This window comes from Pseudomonas sp. C9 (assembly GCF_002000165.1).
Lineage (GTDB): Bacteria > Pseudomonadota > Gammaproteobacteria > Pseudomonadales > Pseudomonadaceae > Aquipseudomonas.
The window spans coordinates 1,172,147-1,193,499 of record NZ_MPAK01000001.1 but is presented as its reverse complement, the minus strand read 5'-3'; the positions used below and the strand labels follow the sequence as shown (position 1 = coordinate 1,193,499).

Genomic DNA, 21,353 nt, shown 5'->3' with positions numbered 1-21,353 from the left:
CTGGCAGGCGGCTATAAATGGTAGTGCTGCTTTGTTATGGTGCGGCAGGTTATTAGACGATTGTCGACAATATCCAATTAACCTTTGACTGCGCGGCCGGTTTTCGCTAGTTTTTGCCGCATCAGCTTTCAAGGTGTCGACAATATGCTGGATCAACTGGATCCCCCGCTCACAACGCAAGACGATTCGGAGACGCTTTCCGAAAACGTCTTCCGGCGTATTCAGGCGGCCATCGTCAAGGGTGATATCGCCCCGGGCAGCAAGATCTCCGAGCCGGAACTGGCGCGCACCTACGGCATCAGCCGCGGGCCACTGCGCGAGGCGATCCATCGCCTGGAAGGCCAGCGCCTGCTGGTGCGTGTGCCGCACGTCGGGGCACGGGTGGTTTCGCTCAATCATGCCGAGCTGCTGGAGCTCTACGAGATCCGCGAATCCCTTGAAGGCATGGCCTGCCGTCTCGCTGCCGAGCGCATGACCCTTGAAGAAATCGACGAACTGCGTCGGGTCCTCGAAACCCATGAGCGCGACGAGGCGTTTCAGGCCGGACGTGGCTACTACCAGCAGGAAGGCGATTTCGACTTCCATTACCGGATTATCCAGGGCAGCGGCAATCGCACGCTGACCCAAATGCTCTGTGGCGAGCTTTATCAATTGGTGCGCATGTACCGCATCCAGTTCTCCACCGTACCCAATCGCCCACATCAGGCGTTTGCCGAGCACCACCGAATTCTCGATGCCATCGCCGACCGTGACGGTGAGCTGGCCGAGTTGTTGATGCGCCGTCACATCGGCGCCTCCAAACGCAATATCGCCCGTCATTACCAGGACGGCGCTAACCCGACAGCCAAACGAGGTGAGTCATGAGTTTGAACAAGAGCACTCCAGGCCAGCGTTTCCGCGATGCGGTCGCCAGCGAGCATCCATTGCAAGTGGTCGGCGCAATCAATGCCAACCACGCGTTGCTGGCCAAGCGCGCCGGTTTCAAGGCCATTTACCTGTCGGGTGGCGGGGTGGCTGCCGGCTCCCTCGGCGTGCCGGACCTGGGCATCACTGGCCTGGATGACGTGCTGACCGACGTGCGTCGCATCACCGACGTTTGCGACCTGCCGCTGCTGGTGGATGTGGACACCGGTTTCGGTTCTTCGGCGTTCAACGTTGCCCGCACCGTGAAGTCGATGATCAAGTTCGGCGCCGCAGCCGTTCACATCGAAGACCAGGTCGGCGCCAAGCGCTGCGGTCACCGCCCAAATAAAGAAATCGTGTCGTTGCAGGAAATGGTCGACCGCATCAAGGCTGCCGTTGATGCGCGTACCGATGACAGCTTCGTGATCATGGCCCGTACCGACGCCCTGGCCGTCGAAGGCCTGGAGTCTGCCCTGGATCGCGCGGCTGCGTGCATCGAGGCCGGCGCCGACATGATCTTCCCGGAAGCCATCACCGAACTGGACATGTACAAGCTGTTCGCCAGCCGTGTGAAAGCCCCGATCCTGGCCAACATCACCGAATTCGGTGCAACACCGCTGTACACCACCGAGCAACTCGCCGGTGCCGATGTATCGCTGGTGCTGTACCCGCTGTCCGCCTTCCGTGCGATGAACAAAGCCGCGGAAAACGTCTACACCGCTATCCGCCGCGACGGCACGCAACAGAATGTCATCGACACCATGCAGACCCGCATGGAGCTTTACGATCGCATCGACTACCACACCTTCGAGCAAAAGCTCGATGCGTTGTTCGCCGCGAAGAAGTAATGAAGGACGCAATCATGTAGCAGCTGCCGAGCCCGAAGGACTCGCCAAATCAGGCGATGATTTACGACTGCTTCGCAGCCGGACGCTGCCTCGCGGTGCTCGACAGCTGCTACGGATGTGCGATGTAAATCTGAAAGAAATTGCAGATTCCCTGACAAATTCAAAAAATACTGGAGACAGCAATGGCCGAAGCAAAAGTACTCAGTGGCGCCGGGCTCCGTGGCCAGGTTGCCGGGCAAACCGCACTGTCCACCGTGGGCCAGTCGGGCGCCGGTTTGACCTATCGTGGCTATGACGTTCGTGAGTTGGCGGCGGACGCGCAATTCGAAGAAGTCGCTTACCTGCTGCTCTACGGCGAACTGCCAAGCAAAGTGCAACTGGCCGCCTACGTCGCCAAACTGAGCAAGCTGCGTGACCTGCCGCAAGCCTTGAAAGAAGTACTGGAACGCATCCCCGCCGACGCCCACCCGATGGACGTGATGCGTACCGGCTGCTCGTTCCTGGGCAACCTGGAGCCGGAGAACAACTTCTCCGAGCAACACGACAAAACCGACCGTCTGCTGGCCGCGTTCCCGGCAATCATGACGTACTGGTATCGCTTCAGCCACGAAGGCAAACGCATCGACTGCGTGAGCGACGAGCAATCCATCGGCGGCCACTTCCTGCACCTGCTGCACGGCAAGAAACCGAGCGAGTTGCACGTCAAGGTGATGAACGTTTCGCTGATTCTCTACGCAGAGCACGAGTTCAACGCCTCGACGTTCACTGCGCGTGTTTGCGCGTCCACCTTGTCGGACCTGTTTTCCTGCATCACGGCTGCAATCGGTTCGCTGCGCGGTCCACTGCACGGCGGCGCCAACGAAGCGGCGATGGAAATGATCGAGCGCTTCAGCTCGCCGGAAGCGGCGATCGAAGGCACCCTCGGCATGCTCGAGCGCAAGGACAAGATCATGGGCTTCGGTCACGCGATCTATAAGGACAACGATCCGCGCAACGAAGTGATCAAGGGCTGGTCGAAAAAACTCGCGGACGAAGTGGGCGACAAGGTGTTGTTCCCGGTTTCCGAAGCCATCGACAAGACCATGTGGGAGCAAAAGAAACTGTTCCCGAACGCCGACTTCTACCATGCCTCGGCGTACCACTTCATGGGCATTCCGACCAAGTTGTTCACCCCGATTTTCGTCTGCTCGCGCCTGACTGGCTGGGCTGCACACGTGTACGAACAGCGCGCCAACAACCGCATCATCCGCCCAAGCGCCGAGTACACCGGCGTTGAGCAGCGCAAGTTCGTGCCAATCGAACAACGCTGAATGGTGGCGGCCGGCTAACCGCAAACCTGTAGGAGCCGAGCTTGCTCGCGATGACGGTGTATCAGTCGACATCAATGTTGAATGTCAGTCCGTCATCGCGAGCAAGCTCGGCTCCTACAGGGGATCGGTTTCAATGCAATGCCAGGCCCCACCCTTTGTAACTACCGTGACCCGAGTCCTGACGATGAACACACAATTCCGTAAAACGCTTCCCGGCAGCCATCTGGATTATTTCGACGTCCGCGCGGCGGTCGAGGCCATCCAGCCCGGCGCCTACGACACCCTGCCGTACACCTCCCGCGTGCTGGCGGAAAACCTGGTGCGTCGCTGCGACCCGGCCACGCTCAGCGATTCCCTGAAGCAATTCATCGAACGCAAGCGCGACCTCGATTTCCCGTGGTTCCCGGCCCGTGTGGTGTGCCACGACATTCTCGGCCAGACCGCACTGGTCGACCTCGCCGGCCTGCGTGACGCCATCGCCCTGCAAGGCGGCGATCCTGCGCAAGTGAACCCGGTGGTGCCGACTCAATTGATCGTCGACCACTCCCTGGCCGTCGAGCGCGGTGGTTTCGATCCAGAGGCGTTCGAGAAGAACCGCGCCATCGAAGACCGTCGCAACGAAGACCGTTTCCACTTCATCAACTGGACCAAAAAGGCGTTCAAGAACGTCGACGTGATCCCGCCAGGCAACGGCATCATGCACCAGATCAACCTGGAGAAAATGTCTCCGGTGATCCAGGTACGTGACGGCGTGGCGTTCCCCGACACGTGCGTCGGCACCGACAGCCACACCCCGCACGTCGATGCGCTGGGTGTGATCGCCATCGGTGTGGGTGGCCTGGAAGCCGAGAGCGTCATGCTCGGTCGTGCTTCCTGGATGCGTCTGCCGGAAAGCGTCGGCGTTGAACTGACCGGCAAGCTGCAACCGGGCATCACCGCCACCGACATGGTGCTGGCGTTGACCGAGTTCCTGCGCAAGCAAAAAGTCGTTGGCGCATGGCTGGAGTTCTTCGGTGAAGGCGCCGCCGCGCTGACCCTCGGCGACCGCGCAACCATTTCCAACATGGCCCCGGAATACGGCGCCACGGCTGCGATGTTCTACATCGACCAGCAAACCATCGACTACCTCAAACTCACCGGCCGTGAAGACGATCAGGTGCAGTTGGTCGAGCATTACGCCAAGACCACTGGCTTGTGGGCCGACAGCCTGAAAGGCGCGCAATACGAGCGCGGCTTGACCTTCGATCTGTCCACGGTCGTGCGCAACATGGCTGGCCCGAGCAACCCGCACGCCCGTGTGGCGGTTTCGGATCTGGCCGCCAAAGGCATCTCCGGCCAATGGGACGATGTACCGGGTCAAATGCCCGATGGCGCCGTCATCATCGCCGCCATCACCAGCTGCACCAACACCAGTAACCCGCGCAACGTGATCGCTGCCGGCCTGCTGGCGCGCAACGCCAACAAGCTCGGTCTGACCCGCAAGCCATGGGTCAAGTCGTCCCTGGCCCCGGGTTCGAAAACCGTCGCCCTGTATCTGGATGAAGCCGGCCTGACCGATGAGTTGGACAAGCTCGGCTTCGGTGTCGTCGCCTTCGCTTGCACCACCTGCAACGGCATGTCTGGCGCACTCGATCCGGTGATCCAGCAAGAAATCATCGACCGCGATCTGTACGCCACGGCGGTGCTCTCCGGTAACCGTAACTTCGACGGCCGGATTCACCCGTACGCCAAGCAAGCGTTCCTTGCTTCGCCGCCATTGGTGGTCGCTTACGCCATTGCCGGGACCATCCGTTTCGACATCGAAAAAGATGTGCTGGCAGTGGTCGATGGCAAGGAAATCCGCCTGAAAGACATCTGGCCGAGCGACGAAGAAATCGACGCCGTGGTCAAGGCATCGGTGAAGCCGGAGCAGTTCCGCCAGGTCTACATTCCGATGTTCGCCATCCACGAAGACACCGGCCCGAAAGTCGCGCCGCTGTACGACTGGCGCGAAATGAGCACCTACATCCGCCGTCCGCCGTATTGGGAAGGCGCGCTGGCCGGCGCTCGTCCGCTCAAGGGCATGCGCCCGCTGGCAGTGCTGCCGGACAACATCACCACCGATCACCTGTCGCCGTCCAACGCGATCATGCTCGACAGCGCCGCCGGCGAATACCTGGCGAAAATGGGCCTGCCGGAAGAGGACTTCAACTCCTACGCGACTCACCGTGGTGACCACCTGACCGCGCAACGCGCAACCTTCGCCAACCCGAAACTGTTCAACGAAATGGTTCTGGAAAACGGCAAGGTCAAGCAGGGTTCGCTGGCACGTGTCGAGCCGGAAGGCCAGGTCATGCGCATGTGGGAAGCCATCGAAACCTACATGGAACGCAAGCAGCCGCTGATCATCATTGCCGGCGCCGACTACGGTCAGGGTTCGTCCCGTGACTGGGCCGCGAAGGGCGTGCGTCTGGCAGGTGTGGAAGCGATTGCCGCCGAAGGTTTCGAGCGCATTCACCGCACCAACCTGGTGGGCATGGGCGTGTTGCCGCTGGAGTTCAAGGCCGGCACCAACCGTCACACCCTGGCCATCGACGGCAGTGAAACCTACGACGTGATCGGCGAGCGCACACCGCGTGCCGAGCTGACGTTGGTGATCCATCGCAAGAACGGCGAGCGCGTCGATGTGCCGGTGACCTGCCGCCTCGACACCGCCGAAGAAGTGTCGATCTACGAAGCGGGCGGCGTGTTGCAACGCTTTGCCCAGGACTTCCTCGAAGAGTCGGCAGTCGCCGTTTAACACACGCTGTACAGACACGGGACTTCAAGTCCCGTGTCTGTTTTCAAGGTAAGGAGTAACGAGCACATGGCTCACGCAGCTCAGATCAAAATCCCTGCCACCTACATGCGTGGCGGCACCAGCAAAGGCGTGTTTTTCAGCCTGCAAGATCTGCCCGAAGCGGCACAGGTTCCAGGCCCGGCCCGCGATGCTTTACTGCTGCGCGTGATCGGCAGCCCCGACCCGTACGACAAGCAAATCGACGGCATGGGCGGTGCGACGTCCAGCACCAGCAAAACCGTGATCCTGTCGAAAAGCCTCAAGGCCGATCACGACGTTGATTACCTGTTCGGTCAGGTGTCCATCGACAAGCCTTTCGTCGACTGGAGCGGCAACTGCGGCAACCTGACGGCAGCGGTCGGTTCGTTCGCCATCAGTAACGGCCTGGTCGAAGCCAGCCGCATTCCGCACAACGGCGTGGCCGTGGTTCGCGTGTGGCAGGCCAACATTGGCAAGACCATCATTGCCCATGTGCCGATCACCAACGGTGAAGTGCAGGAAACCGGTGATTTCGAACTCGATGGTGTGACCTTTCCAGCCGCCGAAGTGCAGGTCGAATTCATGGACCCGGCAGCGGAAGAAGAGGGCGGCGGCGGTTCGATGTTCCCTACCGGCAACCTGGTGGATGACCTCGAAGTACCCGGCGTCGGCACCTTCAAGGCGACCATGATCAATGCCGGCATCCCGACGATTTTCGTCAATGCCCAGGACATCGGTTACACCGGCACCGAGTTGCAAGGCGCGATCAACAGCGATCCGAAAGCGCTGCTGATGTTCGAAACCATCCGCGCTTATGGCGCATTGCGCATGGGCCTGATTTCGAACATCGACGAAGCGGCCAAGCGTCAACACACCCCGAAAGTGGCTTTCGTGGCCAAACCGGCGGACTACGTTTCGTCCAGCGGCAAGGCGATTGAGGCGGGCGATGTCGACCTGTTGGTGCGTGCGCTGTCGATGGGCAAATTGCACCACGCGATGATGGGCACCGCAGCGGTGGCCATCGGCACGGCGGCCGCTATTTCCGGCACGTTGGTGAACCTCGCCGCCGGCGGTGTCGAACGCAACGCGGTGCGCTTCGGGCATCCGTCGGGCACGCTGCGTGTCGGTGCCGAAGCCAGTCTGGTCAACGGTGAATGGGTCGTGAAAAAAGCCATCATGAGCCGCAGTGCGCGGGTGTTGATGGAAGGTTACGTCCGTGTACCGGGTGATTCGTTCTGAGATAAACGCTAAACCCTGTGGGAGCGGGCTTGCCCGCGATGAGGCCCGCACATCCGAAATTGATGTCGGCTGATACACCGCTATCGCGGGCAAGCCCGCTCCCACAGGTTATTGCATTTCAATAACAAGAATGGTTACACCAACCGAGACTGATCCCTGAACCGAGGTCCCATCAACGAACCACTTCAAGAGTGAATCGAACATGAGTGCCAACGTCGACCAGAACATCCGCCCCGAGTACGACCGTGTCCTACAGGACATTGCCGACTATGTCCTTACCTTCAAAATCGAATCCCAAGAAGCCCTCGACACCGCCCGCAACTGCCTGATGGACACACTCGGCTGCGGTCTTCTGGCCCTGCGGTTTCCCGAATGCACCAAACACCTGGGGCCTATCGTCGAAGGCACCGTCGTGCCGTTCGGTGCTCGTGTGCCGGGCACCCCTTATCGACTTGATCCGGTCAAAGCGGCGTGGGATATCGGCTGCACCGTGCGCTGGCTCGATTACAACGACACCTGGCTCGCCGCCGAATGGGGGCATCCGTCAGACAACCTTGGCGCGATTCTCGCGGTGGCCGATCACCTCTCGCAAAAACGTCTGGTCAATGGCGAGGCGCCGCTGACTGTTCGCGCGGTGCTGGATGCGATGATCATGGCCCACGAAATTCAAGGCGTGATCGCCCTGGAAAACTCCTTCAATCGCTTAGGCCTCGATCACGTCGTGCTGGTGAAAGTGGCCTCGACTGCCGTCACCGCCAAACTCATGGGCGCCAATCGCGAGCAATTGTTGTCGGCGTTGTCCCATGCATTCGCCGACGGCCAGGCGCTGCGCACCTATCGGCATGCGCCAAATGCCGGCTCGCGTAAGTCCTGGGCGGCCGGGGATGCGACCAGTCGTGGCGTGCGGCTGGCAGACATCGCGATGCGTGGCGAGATGGGAATTCCCGGTGTGCTGACGGCCAAGCAATGGGGCTTTTACGACGTATTGTTCAGCCACACCAACAACGATCTGGCGCTCAAGCCTGAAGACAAACGAGCCTTCAGTTTCTCGCGGCCGTACGGCAGTTATGTGATGGAAAACGTGCTGTTCAAAATCAGCTTCCCGGCGGAGTTTCATGCACAAACCGCCTGTGAAGCCGCCGTGACGTTGCACCCGCTGGTTCGCAATCGTCTGCACGAGATTGACCGCATCGTCATCACCACCCACGAGTCGGCGATCCGCATCATTTCCAAAGTCGGCCCGCTGGCCAACGCCGCTGACCGCGATCACTGCCTCCAGTACATGACCGCCGTGCCGTTGGCGTTCGGCACTCTGGTGGCCGAGCACTACGAAGACGACTTCCACGCGGCGCATCCGATCATCGATGTGCTGCGCGAGAAAATGGTCATCGTCGAAGACCCGCGCTTCACCCGTGAATACCTGGAAGCCGACAAACGCTCCATTGCCAATGCGGTGCAAGTGTTCTTCAAGGACGGCTCCAGCACCGAGAACGTGGTGGTGGAGTATCCAATCGGTCATCGCCGTCGTCGCGCCGACGGTATCCCGCTGCTGGAAGACAAGTTCAAAGCGAATCTGGCGACGCGTTTTACCGCTCAGCGCAGTGCGCAGATTGTTACGCTGTGCAAGGATCAGACTGCCCTCGAAGCCATGCCGGTCAACCGCTTCATGGATTTGTTGGTCATCTGAGCCACTTTTCCACAGGCAGTTTGGTGATCGCAAACCCTGTCAGCAAAATCGCCGAGTAGATCATCAGTTCCCGGGACAAGGTTTGCCCCTCGTACCAGGCGCCGATGATCACGGCGAACACCGGAAAGATGATAAACACGAACGACAAAATGATCGGGCTCAGCCGTTTGAGCAGCAGGAAATAAACGATAAAACCACCCACCGAGGCCACCAGCCCGAGATAGAGCAGGGCACTCCATGAACGCAGGCTGATCGCCGTAAACACCGGCGCTTCGACCGTCAGTCCGGCGACGAACAACATCAATCCGGCAATGCCGATAGGCAAGGTGTTGTAGGTGATCACGCTGATCGCCGTGCCGTGTTTTTTGGTCACCACATAACACAACGCATGCATCACTGCGGCGCAGAGAATGGCCAACACTCCGAACAATTCGGCATGGTCCAGATGCAGGCCCTGGCTGCGAATAATCATGAACAAACTGCCGAAGCCAATGGCGATGCCGAGTACCTGTGAAGGGTAGATTTTTTCCCGCAGGAACAACGCCGAAAACACCAGGATGAACACAGGCATGCAACTGAACAGCAGGGCGGTCAGCCCAGACGAAACGTGCATCTCGCCGTAGTTGAGCAAGTAGTACGGCAGGCTGAAGTACGACAGCGTGACGAACACAAAAAACCAGCGGCTTTTTTTCGGAAATCGCAGCGGTTCACGACGCAACAGCGCGAAGGTCAGGAACAGTGGAAAGGCCATCAGGAAGCGCAACCCGGCCGCGGTCAATGGCGGCACCGTTTCAACGGCAATCTTGATCCCCAGCCAGGTCGTGCCCCAACTCAGGCACACGATCAGGAACAACACACTGGTAACGAGCGCGGCCAGCCAGGGTTTTGCAGGGGTTGAAGACGTGCTGATGGCGACGGACATGATCGAGCTCCCGGAGTCGGCGGAATTGACCTGCATCTGTAAACGGTCTATCCATGATTGCACCTGTTTTCAGCACGCTATTCGGGGCATCAATGACTGTCAAAACAAGTATTGCCATGGTGTCAATTCTGCGCGACGGGCTGGCCAATGGTGTGGGCGTGAAGTACAAGCGCCTTGCCGATGCCGTGCACAAAAGCATCGTCGACGGCTTGATCGAACCCGGCTGCAAATTGCCGCCCCATCGACTGCTGGCCGATAGCGTCGGTGTGACCATCGGCACCGTCAGTCGCGCTTACGGCGAACTCGAACGAATCGGTGTGGTAGTCGCTCGCGTCGGTGACGGGACGTATGTGCGTCAGCAAGGGATGGAGCGTGTGCGAGACGCAGGCTTTCGCAATGTCAGCGACGAACCGCAGCCGTTTTTTGACATGAGCCGCAATCAGCCGATTCCGGGACAGGAGGCGCTGTTTCTGACCCAGAGTCTGCACGCCGTGTCGCTCGATTCTGCAGCGATGCAGCGCGTCAGCGGCTACACCGCCGATGTCGGTTTGCAGCACTACCGCGAGGCGGGTGCACGTTGGCTTCAGCACGGTGCGTTTGCGCCGCACGCGGATCAGATTGTCTGCGTGAATGGCGGCCAGCACGGTCTGTTGTGTGCCCTGATGGCGCTGCTCAAATCCGGTGATACGTTGGTGACGGAACACCTGACTTATCCGGGGTTGATCAGTGTTGCACGGATGCTGGGGATCAAACTCATCGGCATCGCGATGGACGATGAAGGGCTGATGCCGCAAGCGCTGGAGGACATTTGCCGTCAGCACCGGGTTTCTGCGTTGTACTGCACGCCGACGATCCAGAATCCTACGGCTGCGGTGATGTCCGTCGCACGACGCGAGGCGATTGCAGAGGTGTGTCGTCAGCACAATCTGCTGATCTTCGAAGACGAAGCCCACGCGGTATTGGCTCAACATCGACCGTTGCCGCTGAGCCATTTCGCCCCGGAGCGCTCGGTGTTGATCGGAAGTTTGAGCAAGGCTGTTTCAGCAGGGTTACGGGTTGGCTATCTGCACGCGCCGCAGCCGTTGATCGGGCGCTTGAGCGCCGCGGTGCGCGGGACCTGCTGGATGGCCAGTCCGTTGACGTTGGAAGTGGCGAGCCTGTGGATAGAAAACGGCATGGCCGAGCAGTTGTTGGCGCAGCAAATTGCCGAGATCAGCCGTCGTAAATCATTGGTGGCGGGGTTGCTGGAAGGGGCGGTGTACAAGACTCATTCCCACAGTCCGCATTTCTGGATCGAAGTGCCCGAACCGTGGCGGGCGTCGCAGATTGCGGCGGAGCTCAAGGAGAAAAATTATCGGGTGGCGACCGCGGAGGCGTTTGCGGTTGGGCATGCCGCCGTTGCGCAGTGTGTTCGGGCGAGTGTGTGTAACTCGGCGGGGGATGATCGATTGTTGTTGCGAGGGTTTGAAGCGCTGGCCGGGGCATTGGCAGAGACCGCGTAATCGTTCTTCGCGAGCAAGCCCGCTCCCACATTTGACCGCATTAATCCTGAAGAAACTCGGTCAAATGTGGGAGCGGGTTTGCTCGCGAAGGCGCCCTGACAGGCGCCAAAAATTTACTTGAACCGCCGCTCCACACCTTTCTCCACGAGAATTTTCGCCGAGATTTCTTCGACGGAAAAATGCGTGGAGTTGATGTGCGCAATGTTCTCGCGGCGGAACAGGTTTTCCACTTCTCGCACCTCGAACTCGCACTGGGCATAGCTCGAATAGCGGCTGTTGGGCTTGCGCTCGTTGCGGATCGCGGTGAGGCGGTCCGGGTCGATGGTCAGGCCGAACAGCTTGTGTTGATGGGCGCGCAGGGCGTTCGGCAGTGTCAGGCGCTCCATGTCGTCTTCGGTCAGCGGGTAGTTGGCCGCGCGAATACCGAATTGCATGGCCATGTACAGGCATGTCGGGGTTTTGCCGCAACGCGACACGCCGACCAGGATCAAATCGGCCTTGTCGTAATAGTGCGTGCGGGCACCATCGTCGTTGTCGAGGGCGAAGTTCACGGCCTCGATACGCTCCATGTAGTTGGTGTTGGCGCCAATGGAATGGGATTTGCCGACGGTGTAGGAAGAATGCTCGGTCAATTCCTGTTCAAGCGGTGCCAGGAACGTCGAGAAAATGTCGATCATGAAACCATTTGAGGTCGCGAGAATCTCACGAATGTCCTGGTTGACGATGGTGTCGAAAATAATCGGCCGGAAGCCGTCATTTTCGGCGGCTTTGTTGATTTGTTGTACCATGGCCCGCGCTTTATCCACGCTATCGATATACGGTCGCGTGAATTTGCTGAAGGTAATGTTTTCGAACTGCGCCAGGAGGCTTTGACCCAGGGTTTCGGCTGTGATGCCTGTCCCGTCGGAAATAAAGAAAGCAGATCGTTTCATTTGCACCTTGGGCCTTAAGCTAAAGACGAATCTTGGATATGATAGGCGCGGTTTGTTGGCCGCCAGTGGCCCGCATTCTCACTTATTTTCCAGGTCCAGGCCATACAGCTGGCAAACGCTCCTCCGAGCAGCCGGCTCCTGAGCTTTTCCAACACAGTTAGTGGAGAGATCACCTTGGTAGAGTACGTAGTTTCCCTCGATAAGCTCGGCAAACACGATGTTGAGCATGTGGGGGGCAAGAACGCATCCCTGGGCGAGATGATCAGTAACCTGGCAGGTGCCGGTGTTTCGGTGCCCGGTGGATTCGCCACGACAGCTCAGGCTTATCGTGATTTTCTGGAACTGAGCGGCTTGAACGATCAGATCCACGCCGCCCTCGATGCCCTGGATGTCGACGATGTCAACGCCCTGGCCCGCACTGGCGCCCAGATCCGTCAATGGATCATGGAAGCCGAATTCCCCGAGAAGCTCAACGCCGAGATCCGCACCGCGTTCGCCACGCTGTCGGCCGGCAACCCTGACATGGCCGTGGCCGTGCGCTCTTCCGCTACCGCCGAAGACTTGCCGGACGCTTCCTTCGCCGGTCAGCAAGAAACCTTCCTGAACATCCGTGGTGTGGAAAACGTTATCCGCGCCGCCAAAGAGGTGTTCGCTTCCCTGTTCAACGACCGTGCGATTTCCTATCGCGTGCACCAGGGCTTCGACCACAAGCTGGTGGCCCTGTCGGCCGGCGTTCAGCGCATGGTCCGCTCCGAAACCGGCACTGCCGGTGTGATGTTCACCCTCGATACCGAATCGGGTTTCCGTGACGTGGTGTTCATCACCGGCGCCTACGGCCTGGGTGAAACCGTCGTACAAGGCGCCGTGAACCCGGATGAGTTCTACGTCCACAAAGGCACGCTGGCCGCCGGTCGCCCAGCCATCCTGCGCCGCAACCTGGGCAGCAAAGCCATCAAGATGATCTACGGCGAAGTCGCCACGGCCGGTAAATCGGTCAAGACCATCGACGTCGACAAGGCTGATCGCGCACGTTTCTGCCTGAGCGACGCCGAAGTCAGCGAGCTGGCCAAGCAAGCGATGATCATCGAGAAGCACTACCAGTGCCCGATGGACATCGAATGGGCCAAAGACGGCGACGACGGCAAGCTCTACATCGTTCAGGCTCGCCCTGAAACCGTGAAGAGCCGTACCCAGGCCAACGTCATGGAACGTTACCTGTTGAAAGAAACCGGCACCGTGCTGGTTGAAGGTCGTGCCATTGGCCAGCGCATTGGCGCCGGCAAGGTTCGCATCATCAAGGACGTGTCCGAGATGGACAAAGTCCAGCCGGGCGACGTTCTGGTTTCCGACATGACCGACCCGGACTGGGAGCCGGTCATGAAGCGCGCCAGCGCCATCGTCACCAACCGTGGCGGTCGTACCTGCCACGCGGCGATCATCGCTCGCGAGCTGGGCATCCCGGCCGTGGTCGGTTGCGGCAACGCCACCCAGCTGTTGAAAGACGGCCAGGGCGTGACCGTTTCCTGCGCTGAAGGCGACACCGGTTACATCTTCGAAGGCGAACTGGGCTTCGACATCAAGAAGAACTCCGTCGACGCCATGCCGGACCTGCCGTTCAAGATCATGATGAACGTCGGCAACCCCGACCGTGCCTTCGACTTCGCGCAGCTGCCGAACGCCGGTGTGGGCCTGGCCCGTCTGGAGTTCATCATCAACCGCATGATCGGTGTTCACCCGAAAGCGCTGTTGAACTACGACGGCCTGCCGCAGGACATCAAGGACAGCGTCGACAAGCGCATCGCCGGTTACAACGATCCGGTCGATTTCTACGTCGACAAACTGGTCGAAGGCATCAGCACCCTGGCTGCAGCGTTCACCCCGAAAAAGGTCATCGTGCGTCTGTCGGACTTCAAGTCCAACGAATACGCGAACCTGATCGGCGGCAAGCTCTACGAGCCAGAAGAAGAAAACCCGATGCTGGGCTTCCGTGGCGCCTCGCGTTACATCAGCGAATCGTTCCGTGACTGCTTCGAACTCGAGTGCCGCGCCCTCAAGCGCGTGCGCAACGAGATGGGTCTGACCAACGTCGAAATCATGGTGCCGTTCGTCCGTACCCTGGGCGAAGCCAGCCAGGTTATCGATCTGCTGGCCGAAAACGGTCTGGCTCGCGGCGAAAACGGTCTGCGCATCATCATGATGTGCGAACTGCCATCCAACGCGATCCTCGCTGAAGAGTTCCTCGAATTCTTCGACGGCTTCTCGATCGGTTCCAACGACCTGACTCAGCTGACGCTGGGCCTGGACCGTGACTCCGGGATCATCGCGCACCTGTTCGATGAGCGTAATCCGGCGGTCAAGAAGCTACTGGCCAACGCCATCGCCGCGTGCAACAAGGCCGGCAAGTACATCGGCATTTGCGGTCAGGGTCCTTCGGACCACCCGGACCTGGCCAAGTGGCTGATGGAGCAGGGCATTGAAAGCGTTTCGTTGAACCCCGATTCCGTACTGGAAACCTGGTTCTTCCTGGCTGAGGGTCAGGCGCAGGCTTGATCCTGTAGGAGCGAGCCTGCTCGCGATGGACTGCAGAACGCCGCGTTTTGTTCAGCATGAACGCGTTATCGTTGGCGACCATCGCGAGCAGGCTCGCTCCTACAATGATTGGCAGCGTGGTCGGTGAACGCTGCCTTTAAGATTCAAGTAGGGCGGGCTCCTTGGGGATGCCGCCCTTTTTTGTGCAAGAGCATTATGCAAAGCAGCAGCAACCTATTTCCTGTCGCCCTGATCAGCGCCGAACGGCGCGGCGATCTGAGCGAAGACGTTTACCGTTTGAAGCCGGGCAACAGCCCTGATGGCACCGTTGAATTGGCCGTCACGCGACTGGGCATGGCCGATGAAACGGCGGTGCGTGGCGTGCCGGTGATTCTGTTGCACGGCAGCTTTTCCAATCGACGCTTCTGGTTTTCCCCCAAAGGCTTGGGGTTGGGCGCTTATCTGACGCGTCTGGGATTTGATGTATGGATTCCGGAAATGCGCGGCCATGGCCTGTCCCAGCGCAATCAAAACTACCGCAAGAACCGCGTCGCCGACTACGCTCGTTACGACCTGCCGGCCATCGGTGCTTTTGTGCGCGAGCAAAGTGGCCAGGTCCCGCATTGGATCGGTCACTCGCTGGGCGGGATTACCCTGGCGGCGGCATTGGGCGGTGAGTACATCGGTGAGCCTGTGGTGGCGTCTGCGGCGTTTTTCGGCACGCAAGTCAGCCGCACCTATTGGCCGTTGAAAATACCGCCGGTGGAGTGGGGTGGACGCTTCATTCTCAAGCGCTTTGCGCAACTGTCGGGCTCACGGCTCAAACGTGGCCCGGAAGACGAGCCGATTGGCCTGGCCCTGGAAAGCATGCGTTGGTACGGTTTGTTCGGGCGCTTTGGCGATGCCGACAAGGACTGGTGGGCTGGATTGGCCAACGTTCAGGTGCCGGTGTTGGCGGTGAGCGCGGTTGGCGATCATCAGGACCCGACGTGGGCATGCCACAAACTGTTCGAGCAGATTGGTAGCGAACACAAGCGGTTCATGAACCTTGGGCGTGAGCATGGCTTTGGCGACAATTTCGGTCACGTGGAAATGCTCGTCAGCAAAGCGGCTCAGGCAGAGGTCTGGCCGTTGGTGGCCCGTTGGTTGGGCGATCAACTGACGCCATTGTTGGGCGACAAGCCGGATCTGGCCGCGGCCATTTGAGCCCGATGCTCTAACAAGGGCATTTCGCTCTGGTCGGCTTGAGGCTAAGATATGACGCATTGTGCTGTTCTGGTCATTTTCAGTGACTGAATTAACGTTTCATTCAGCGCGGCCAACTCGACTGTCTTCTTTTTTACAGGAGTTTCTCGATGAACCATTACCTCACGCCTGACCTGTGCGACGCCTATCCGGAGCTGGTGCAGGTGCTGGAACCGATGTTCAGCAATTTCGGTGGCCGTGATTCTTTCGGCGGCGAAATCGTGACCATCAAGTGCTTCGAAGACAACTCGCTGGTCAAAGAGCAGGTCGAACTCAAGGGTAATGGCAAAGTATTGGTCGTCGACGGTGGCGGTTCACTGCGTCGTGCTTTGCTGGGCGACATGCTGGCCGAGAAAGCTGCGAAAAACGGTTGGGAAGGGCTGGTGATCTACGGTTGCATTCGTGATGTCGACGTCATTGCACAGACCGATCTGGGCGTTCAGGCGCTGGCCAGTCACCCGATGAAAACCGACAAGCGCGGTATTGGCGATCTCAATGTTGCGGTGACCTTTGCGGGCGTGACGTTCCATCCAGGCCATTACATCTATGCGGACAACAATGGCGTGATTATCTCGCCAAGCCCGCTGAAAATGCCTGAATAAAGCGTTGCCAACAAAGGAGTGAGGATGTTCGAGGAAGAAAACGCGCAATGGGGCCTGGTGCATGCCCTGGTGCTGGACGGTAAAGGCGGTGCGCGTTCGATAGCCCGGACTGAACTCGATGACTTGCAGCTTCAGGCTTATGAAAGTCTGTGGCTGCACTGGGATCGCAGTCACCCGCAAACTCAGACCTGGCTGCGTAAATCCAGTGGTTTGAGTGAATTCAGCTGTGACCTTCTGCTCGAAGAAAACACCCGGCCGCGCCTGTTGCCGTTGCCGGATGCCGAACTGTTGCTGTTTCTGCGCGGGGTCAACCTGAACCCCGGCGCTGAACCGGAAGACATGGTCTCGGTGCGGATTTTTGCATCGGCCCAGCGTGTTATTTCCTTGCGATTGCGCCCATTGCGCGCAACCGATGAATTGCTGGTGCAGCTCGCCGAAGGCAAAGGGCCAAAAACGGCCTCCGAACTCGTTCTCTATATGGCGCAGTACCTCACCAACAAAGTGCAGGATCTGGTCAGTTGCCTCTCGGAAGTGGTCGATGACGAAGAGGAAAAACTGGATGCCGACGAACGGTATACTCCCGAGCACGGAGCCATTTTGCAGATCCGTCGCAGGGCCGCAGCGCTGAAACGATTCCTGGCGCCGCAGCGAGATATATTCGGTCAGCTGACACGGATCAAATTGCCCTGGTTCGTCGACGACGATGCGGATTACTGGAACGAATTGAACAACAGCCTGACCCGGTATCTGGAAGAGCTGGAATTGACCCGCGAGCGGGTGGGCCTGGTTCTCGAGGCTGAAGACAGACGCTTGAGCGTGCGGATGAATCGCACGATGTACCGCTTCGGGATCATCACCGGGATCTTTTTGCCGATGAGTTTTTTGACCGGTCTTCTGGGGATTAATGTGGGTGGGATTCCGTTCTCGGCCAGTCCGTATGGCTTCCTGATTGCGTGCCTGATGATGGTTTCGGTGGCGGTCGGGCAGTGGTGGTTATTTCGACGTTTGCGCTGGGTCTGAGCATGCGGCATGTGACCCGAGCAAATTTGACCGCGTCTTTCACAGACATCACGAGAGGTGCGTATGCACGATCCGTTTGAACAGTCTTTGCGCGACATGCTCAATGCATCACCGTCCACCCGGGACGACGATGCGTGCCTTGGGCGTGTACTGAAAACCGCCAATCGCCAGGTCGGCGCCGGTGATCTGTTCAGCCTGCTGGGCCGCTGGTTGCCCGCGCTGATGATCGCCCTCAATAACGGCTCGGCCCACATCTCGCCGGTATCCCGTCACCGTAAACCTACCGTTCGCACTGCTGATAAGGCTGATTGAATATGGAACTTGATCTCTGGACTCAGAGCCTCGTCACTGCAATGACTGCGTTATGGACCAAGGTTGCGAACTTCATTCCGAACCTGTTCGGCGCACTGGTTGTGCTGCTGTTGGGTTTTGTCGTGGCGAAACTTTTGGACACTTTGCTGTCCAAGCTGCTGGCCAAACTGGGTCTTGATCGCCTGATGGGCGGTACCGGTCTGACTAAATTACTGTCCCGGGCCGGTCTTCAAGTACCGATCTCTACCTTGATCGGCAAGATTGTCTATTGGTTCGTTCTGCTTATTTTTCTGGTTTCTGCAGCAGAATCCCTTGGACTTGAACGAGTTTCAGCTACGCTGGATATGCTTGCGCTCTATTTGCCGAAGGTATTCGGTGCGGCGCTGGTCCTGCTGGTAGGTGTCTTGCTGGCACAACTGGCCAATGGATTGGTGCGCGGCGCAGCAGAAGGCGTAGGTCTGGACTATGCTTCCGGGTTGGGACGTATTGCTCAGGGCCTGGTGATCATCATCAGTATCTCGGTAGCGATCAGCCAGTTGGAGGTCAAGACTGACCTGCTCAACCATGTGATCGTTATCGTATTGATTACCGTTGGTCTGGCGGTAGCGTTGGCCATGGGTTTGGGAAGCCGGGAAATTGCCGGTCAGATTCTTGCGGGAATCTATGTGCGTGAGTTGTATCAGGTTGGGCAACAAGTGCGTGTTGGTGAGGTCGAAGGCCAGATCGAAGAGATCGGCACGGTTAAAACCACATTGCTGACCGATGAAGGTGAGCTAGTCTCTCTCTCCAATCGGATTCTCTTGGAGCAGCATGTGAGTAGCCGCTAACCCGGCAAACCCTGCTAATGTACGCCGCCGCAAAATGCCCTGAATGGGCTGCGGCGGACATTGACCTGACTGTCGGCCCGACTTGTTTTGAATAAAGCTCAATCGCTCTCCACGCGCTACGACCCCCGCGAGCTCTCTGATGAGGAGTTGGTCGCGCGCTCGCACACCGAGCTGTTTCACGTAACGCGCGCTTATGAAGAACTGATGCGGCGTTACCAGCGAACATTATTTAACGTCTGTGCCCGATACCTTGGGAACGATCGCGACGCAGATGATGTCTGTCAGGAGGTCATGTTGAAGGTGCTGTATGGCCTGAAGAACTTTGAGGGTAAATCGAAGTTCAAGACATGGCTATATAGCATCACGTACAACGAATGCATCACACAGTATCGGAAGGAACGGCGAAAGCGTCGCTTGATGGACGCTTTGAGTCTGGACCCCCTCGAGGAAGCGTCTGAAGAGAAGACGCCGAAACCCGAGGATAAGGGTGGACTTGATCGCTGGCTGGTGTATGTAAATCCGATTGACCGTGAAATTCTGGTGCTACGATTTGTCGCAGAGCTGGAATTTCAAGAGATCGCGGATATCATGCATATGGGTTTGAGTGCGACAAAAATGCGGTATAAACGTGCTCTAGATAAATTGCGTGAGAAATTTGCAGGCATTGCTGAAACTTAGTTCAGCGCAAATATCTCTTACGTGTAGGCAAGTTCTGATAGACTTGCCGCCGAGTTGTCCCCCGGTTTGAGGGACTGCTTTACAATCACCAGATGGGGATTTAACGGATGAAACTGAAAAACACCTTGGGCTTGGCCATTGGTACTCTTATTGCCGCTACTTCTTTCGGCGCTCTGGCACAAGGCCAAGGCGCAGTTGAAGGCGAGCTCAACTACGGGAAGAAGTACAACGACAGCGTTAAAGACGTTGAAGACGGTTACACTCCTGGCGCCTCCATCGGTTACTTCTTGACCGACGACGTATCGTTGAACCTGACCTACAACGCTGAAGATTACACCCGTTCGAACAACAACACTGGCAACCAGAAAATCGAAGGCGACAGCTTCGGTCTGAACGCTCAGTACCACTTCAACAACGCTGGCGACGCTCTGCGTCCTTACGTTCAAGGTGGTGTTAAGCACGGCAGCATGACCAACGTAGCCGCTAACGGCCACACTGGCCGTGACCAGTCGACTTTCCTGACTGCTGGCGCTGGCGTTAAGTACTACTTCGTAGAAAACGTTTACGCACGTGCTGGCGTAGAAGCTGACTACAAACTGGACAACGGCAAGTGGGACTACATCCCATCCGTTGGTCTGGGTGTGAACTTCGGTGGCGGCAACAAGCCAGTCGCTGCAGCCCCAGCTCCAGAAGTCTGCTCCGACAGCGACAACGATGGCGTGTGCGACAACGTTGACAAGTGCCCAGACACCCCAGCCAACGTAACTGTTGACGCTGATGGCTGCCCGGCAGTTGCTGAAGTTGTTCGTGTTGAGCTGGACGTGAAATTCGACTTCGACAAGTCGGTAGTCAAGCCAAACAGCTACGGCGACATCAAGAACCTGGCTGATTTCATGAAGCAGTACCCATCGACCACCACTACTGTTGAAGGTCACACCGACAACGTCGGTCCTGACGCTTACAACCAGAAACTGTCTGAGCGTCGTGCAAACGCCGTTAAACAAGTTCTGACCAACCAGTACGGTGTTGAATCCTCCCGCGTTCAGTCTGTTGGCTACGGCGAATCCCGCCCAGTTGCTGACAACAAAACTGCAGAAGGTCGCGCTGTAAACCGTCGCGTAGAAGCGCAGGTTGAAGCTCAAGGCAAGTAATTAGCCTTCAGCTCTGAGAAAAGCCCGGCTTAGGCCGGGCTTTTCTTTGTCTGCGATTTGGTGAGGCAGGTCAAAAATACTCAGACTGATTGACTTGCTTTTGCGGTGACTCACACCCCCACAGAGCTTGAGTTGCACTGGCCGCTACTGCGCCGATCACCAGAATGGCCGGGCTTTTCAACTCAAAGGCGCCGGCATCTTCTTCCATGGCTGACAGGGTGCTGCGGCATTCCCGTTGATGCGGCAGCGATGCGTTTTCGATCATCGCCACCGGCGTATCCGCCGCCATCGCGCCTGCCAACAATTGCTCGCGTATCTCGCTGAGCTTCGCCACCCCCATGTAAACCACCAGCGTCGTGCCACTTTGGGCCAGTGCCTGCCAGTTCAGGCTGCTGCCATCCTGGGTGTGGGCGGTGACCAACGTCACTCCTCGGGCAACGCCCCTCAAGGTCAACGGAATATCGCATTGCGTCGCGCCGGCCAGCCCGGCGGTGATGCCATTGACCAATTCGGTATCGACCCCGCGTTCGCGCAACCACTGCGCCTCTTCGCCACCTCGACCGAAGATGCACGGATCGCCACCCTTGAGCCGCACCACGCATTTGCCCTGTCGGGCATAACGCAGCATCAGGCGGTGAATGAACGCTTGAGGGGTTGAGCGGCAGCCGCCACGTTTACCCACCGGGATAATCCGCGCATCGGGGCAATGTTCCAGCACCGCTTCGTTGACCAGGTCGTCGATCAGCACCACATCCGCTTCTCTCAGTGCCCGCACAGCCTTGAGCGTCAGTAATTCAGGGTCGCCGGGACCCGCACCCACCAGCCAGACTTTTGCGCTCATAGTGTTTT

General features: G+C 58.5%; 18 protein-coding genes. 15 read left to right on the top strand and 3 right to left on the bottom strand.

Translation table 11 applies throughout. The features are described from left to right. Window positions 1-147: 147 nt before the first annotated feature. The 6 genes from BMS17_RS05600 to prpD all read left to right on the top strand — a co-directional run bounded on the left by BMS17_RS05600 (window position 148) and on the right by prpD (window position 8,784). Complete coding sequence (locus BMS17_RS05600; protein WP_371916721.1) at window positions 148-864, top strand: GntR family transcriptional regulator; 717 nt, start codon at window positions 148-150, stop codon at window positions 862-864. Then, window positions 861-1,751, top strand: coding sequence for a methylisocitrate lyase (prpB, locus tag BMS17_RS05595; RefSeq protein ID WP_027922545.1), 891 nt, complete (start codon window positions 861-863; stop codon window positions 1,749-1,751). The genes BMS17_RS05600 and prpB overlap by 4 nt, the downstream gene beginning before the upstream one ends. A gap of 182 nt (window positions 1,752-1,933) precedes the next feature. Further along, window positions 1,934-3,061, top strand: a complete 1,128-nt coding sequence (prpC, locus tag BMS17_RS05590; RefSeq protein ID WP_077430594.1) for a 2-methylcitrate synthase — start codon at window positions 1,934-1,936, stop codon at window positions 3,059-3,061. A 184-nt stretch (window positions 3,062-3,245) separates the two neighbouring features. After that, a complete protein-coding gene (gene acnD / locus BMS17_RS05585) occupies window positions 3,246-5,840 on the top strand; it encodes a Fe/S-dependent 2-methylisocitrate dehydratase AcnD (protein ID WP_077430593.1) in 2,595 nt (864 codons plus the stop codon). Between the two features lie 66 nt (window positions 5,841-5,906). Continuing rightward, window positions 5,907-7,097, top strand: coding sequence for a 2-methylaconitate cis-trans isomerase PrpF (prpF, locus tag BMS17_RS05580; protein ID WP_077430592.1), 1,191 nt, complete (start codon window positions 5,907-5,909; stop codon window positions 7,095-7,097). A 202-nt stretch (window positions 7,098-7,299) separates the two neighbouring features. Further along, the gene (prpD, locus tag BMS17_RS05575; RefSeq protein ID WP_077430591.1) at window positions 7,300-8,784 is read left to right on the top strand and encodes a 2-methylcitrate dehydratase; all 1,485 of its coding nucleotides are present in this window, start codon (window positions 7,300-7,302) and stop codon (window positions 8,782-8,784) included. Here the strand turns inward: prpD and BMS17_RS05570 are convergent. Next, complete coding sequence (locus BMS17_RS05570) at window positions 8,777-9,661, bottom strand: DMT family transporter (RefSeq protein WP_175649010.1); 885 nt, start codon at window positions 9,659-9,661, stop codon at window positions 8,777-8,779. The two genes, prpD and BMS17_RS05570, sit on opposite strands and share 8 nt — an antisense overlap. A gap of 137 nt (window positions 9,662-9,798) precedes the next feature. On the opposite strand from BMS17_RS05570, the gene BMS17_RS05565 reads away from it, so the two are divergent. Next, the gene (locus tag BMS17_RS05565) at window positions 9,799-11,208 is read left to right on the top strand and encodes a PLP-dependent aminotransferase family protein (protein ID WP_077430590.1); all 1,410 of its coding nucleotides are present in this window, start codon (window positions 9,799-9,801) and stop codon (window positions 11,206-11,208) included. Window positions 11,209-11,321: 113 nt separating this feature from the next. Here the strand turns inward: BMS17_RS05565 and BMS17_RS05560 are convergent, their stop codons facing one another. Further along, window positions 11,322-12,140: a pyruvate, water dikinase regulatory protein gene (locus BMS17_RS05560; RefSeq protein WP_046027057.1), complete on the bottom strand. Its 819-nt coding sequence runs from the start codon at window positions 12,138-12,140 to the stop codon at window positions 11,322-11,324. Between the two features lie 174 nt (window positions 12,141-12,314). On the opposite strand from BMS17_RS05560, the gene ppsA reads away from it, so the two are divergent. The 8 genes from ppsA to BMS17_RS05520 all read left to right on the top strand — a co-directional run bounded on the left by ppsA (window position 12,315) and on the right by BMS17_RS05520 (window position 20,504). Beyond that, window positions 12,315-14,690: a phosphoenolpyruvate synthase gene (gene ppsA / locus BMS17_RS05555; protein WP_046027056.1), complete on the top strand. Its 2,376-nt coding sequence runs from the start codon at window positions 12,315-12,317 to the stop codon at window positions 14,688-14,690. Window positions 14,691-14,885: 195 nt separating this feature from the next. After that, window positions 14,886-15,875, top strand: a complete 990-nt coding sequence (locus BMS17_RS05550; protein WP_046027055.1) for an alpha/beta fold hydrolase — start codon at window positions 14,886-14,888, stop codon at window positions 15,873-15,875. A 149-nt stretch (window positions 15,876-16,024) separates the two neighbouring features. Further along, the gene (gene rraA / locus BMS17_RS05545) at window positions 16,025-16,516 is read left to right on the top strand and encodes a ribonuclease E activity regulator RraA (protein WP_046027054.1); all 492 of its coding nucleotides are present in this window, start codon (window positions 16,025-16,027) and stop codon (window positions 16,514-16,516) included. A gap of 24 nt (window positions 16,517-16,540) precedes the next feature. Next, window positions 16,541-17,536: a zinc transporter ZntB gene (locus BMS17_RS05540; protein ID WP_046027053.1), complete on the top strand. Its 996-nt coding sequence runs from the start codon at window positions 16,541-16,543 to the stop codon at window positions 17,534-17,536. 63 nt (window positions 17,537-17,599) lie between these two features. Next, the gene (locus tag BMS17_RS05535; RefSeq protein WP_046027052.1) at window positions 17,600-17,848 is read left to right on the top strand and encodes a hypothetical protein; all 249 of its coding nucleotides are present in this window, start codon (window positions 17,600-17,602) and stop codon (window positions 17,846-17,848) included. A gap of 2 nt (window positions 17,849-17,850) precedes the next feature. Beyond that, window positions 17,851-18,675 (top strand): mechanosensitive ion channel domain-containing protein, encoded by an 825-nt coding sequence (locus tag BMS17_RS05530; RefSeq protein ID WP_008048604.1) that lies wholly within the window; start codon window positions 17,851-17,853, stop codon window positions 18,673-18,675. Window positions 18,676-18,762: 87 nt separating this feature from the next. Then, complete coding sequence (gene sigX / locus BMS17_RS05525) at window positions 18,763-19,353, top strand: RNA polymerase sigma factor SigX (RefSeq protein ID WP_010456518.1); 591 nt, start codon at window positions 18,763-18,765, stop codon at window positions 19,351-19,353. A 107-nt stretch (window positions 19,354-19,460) separates the two neighbouring features. Further along, window positions 19,461-20,504: an OmpA family protein gene (locus tag BMS17_RS05520; RefSeq protein ID WP_046027051.1), complete on the top strand. Its 1,044-nt coding sequence runs from the start codon at window positions 19,461-19,463 to the stop codon at window positions 20,502-20,504. A 70-nt stretch (window positions 20,505-20,574) separates the two neighbouring features. On the opposite strand, the gene cobA is transcribed toward BMS17_RS05520, so the two are convergent. Further along, complete coding sequence (cobA, locus tag BMS17_RS05515) at window positions 20,575-21,345, bottom strand: uroporphyrinogen-III C-methyltransferase (protein ID WP_046027050.1); 771 nt, start codon at window positions 21,343-21,345, stop codon at window positions 20,575-20,577. Window positions 21,346-21,353: the final 8 nt, after the last annotated feature.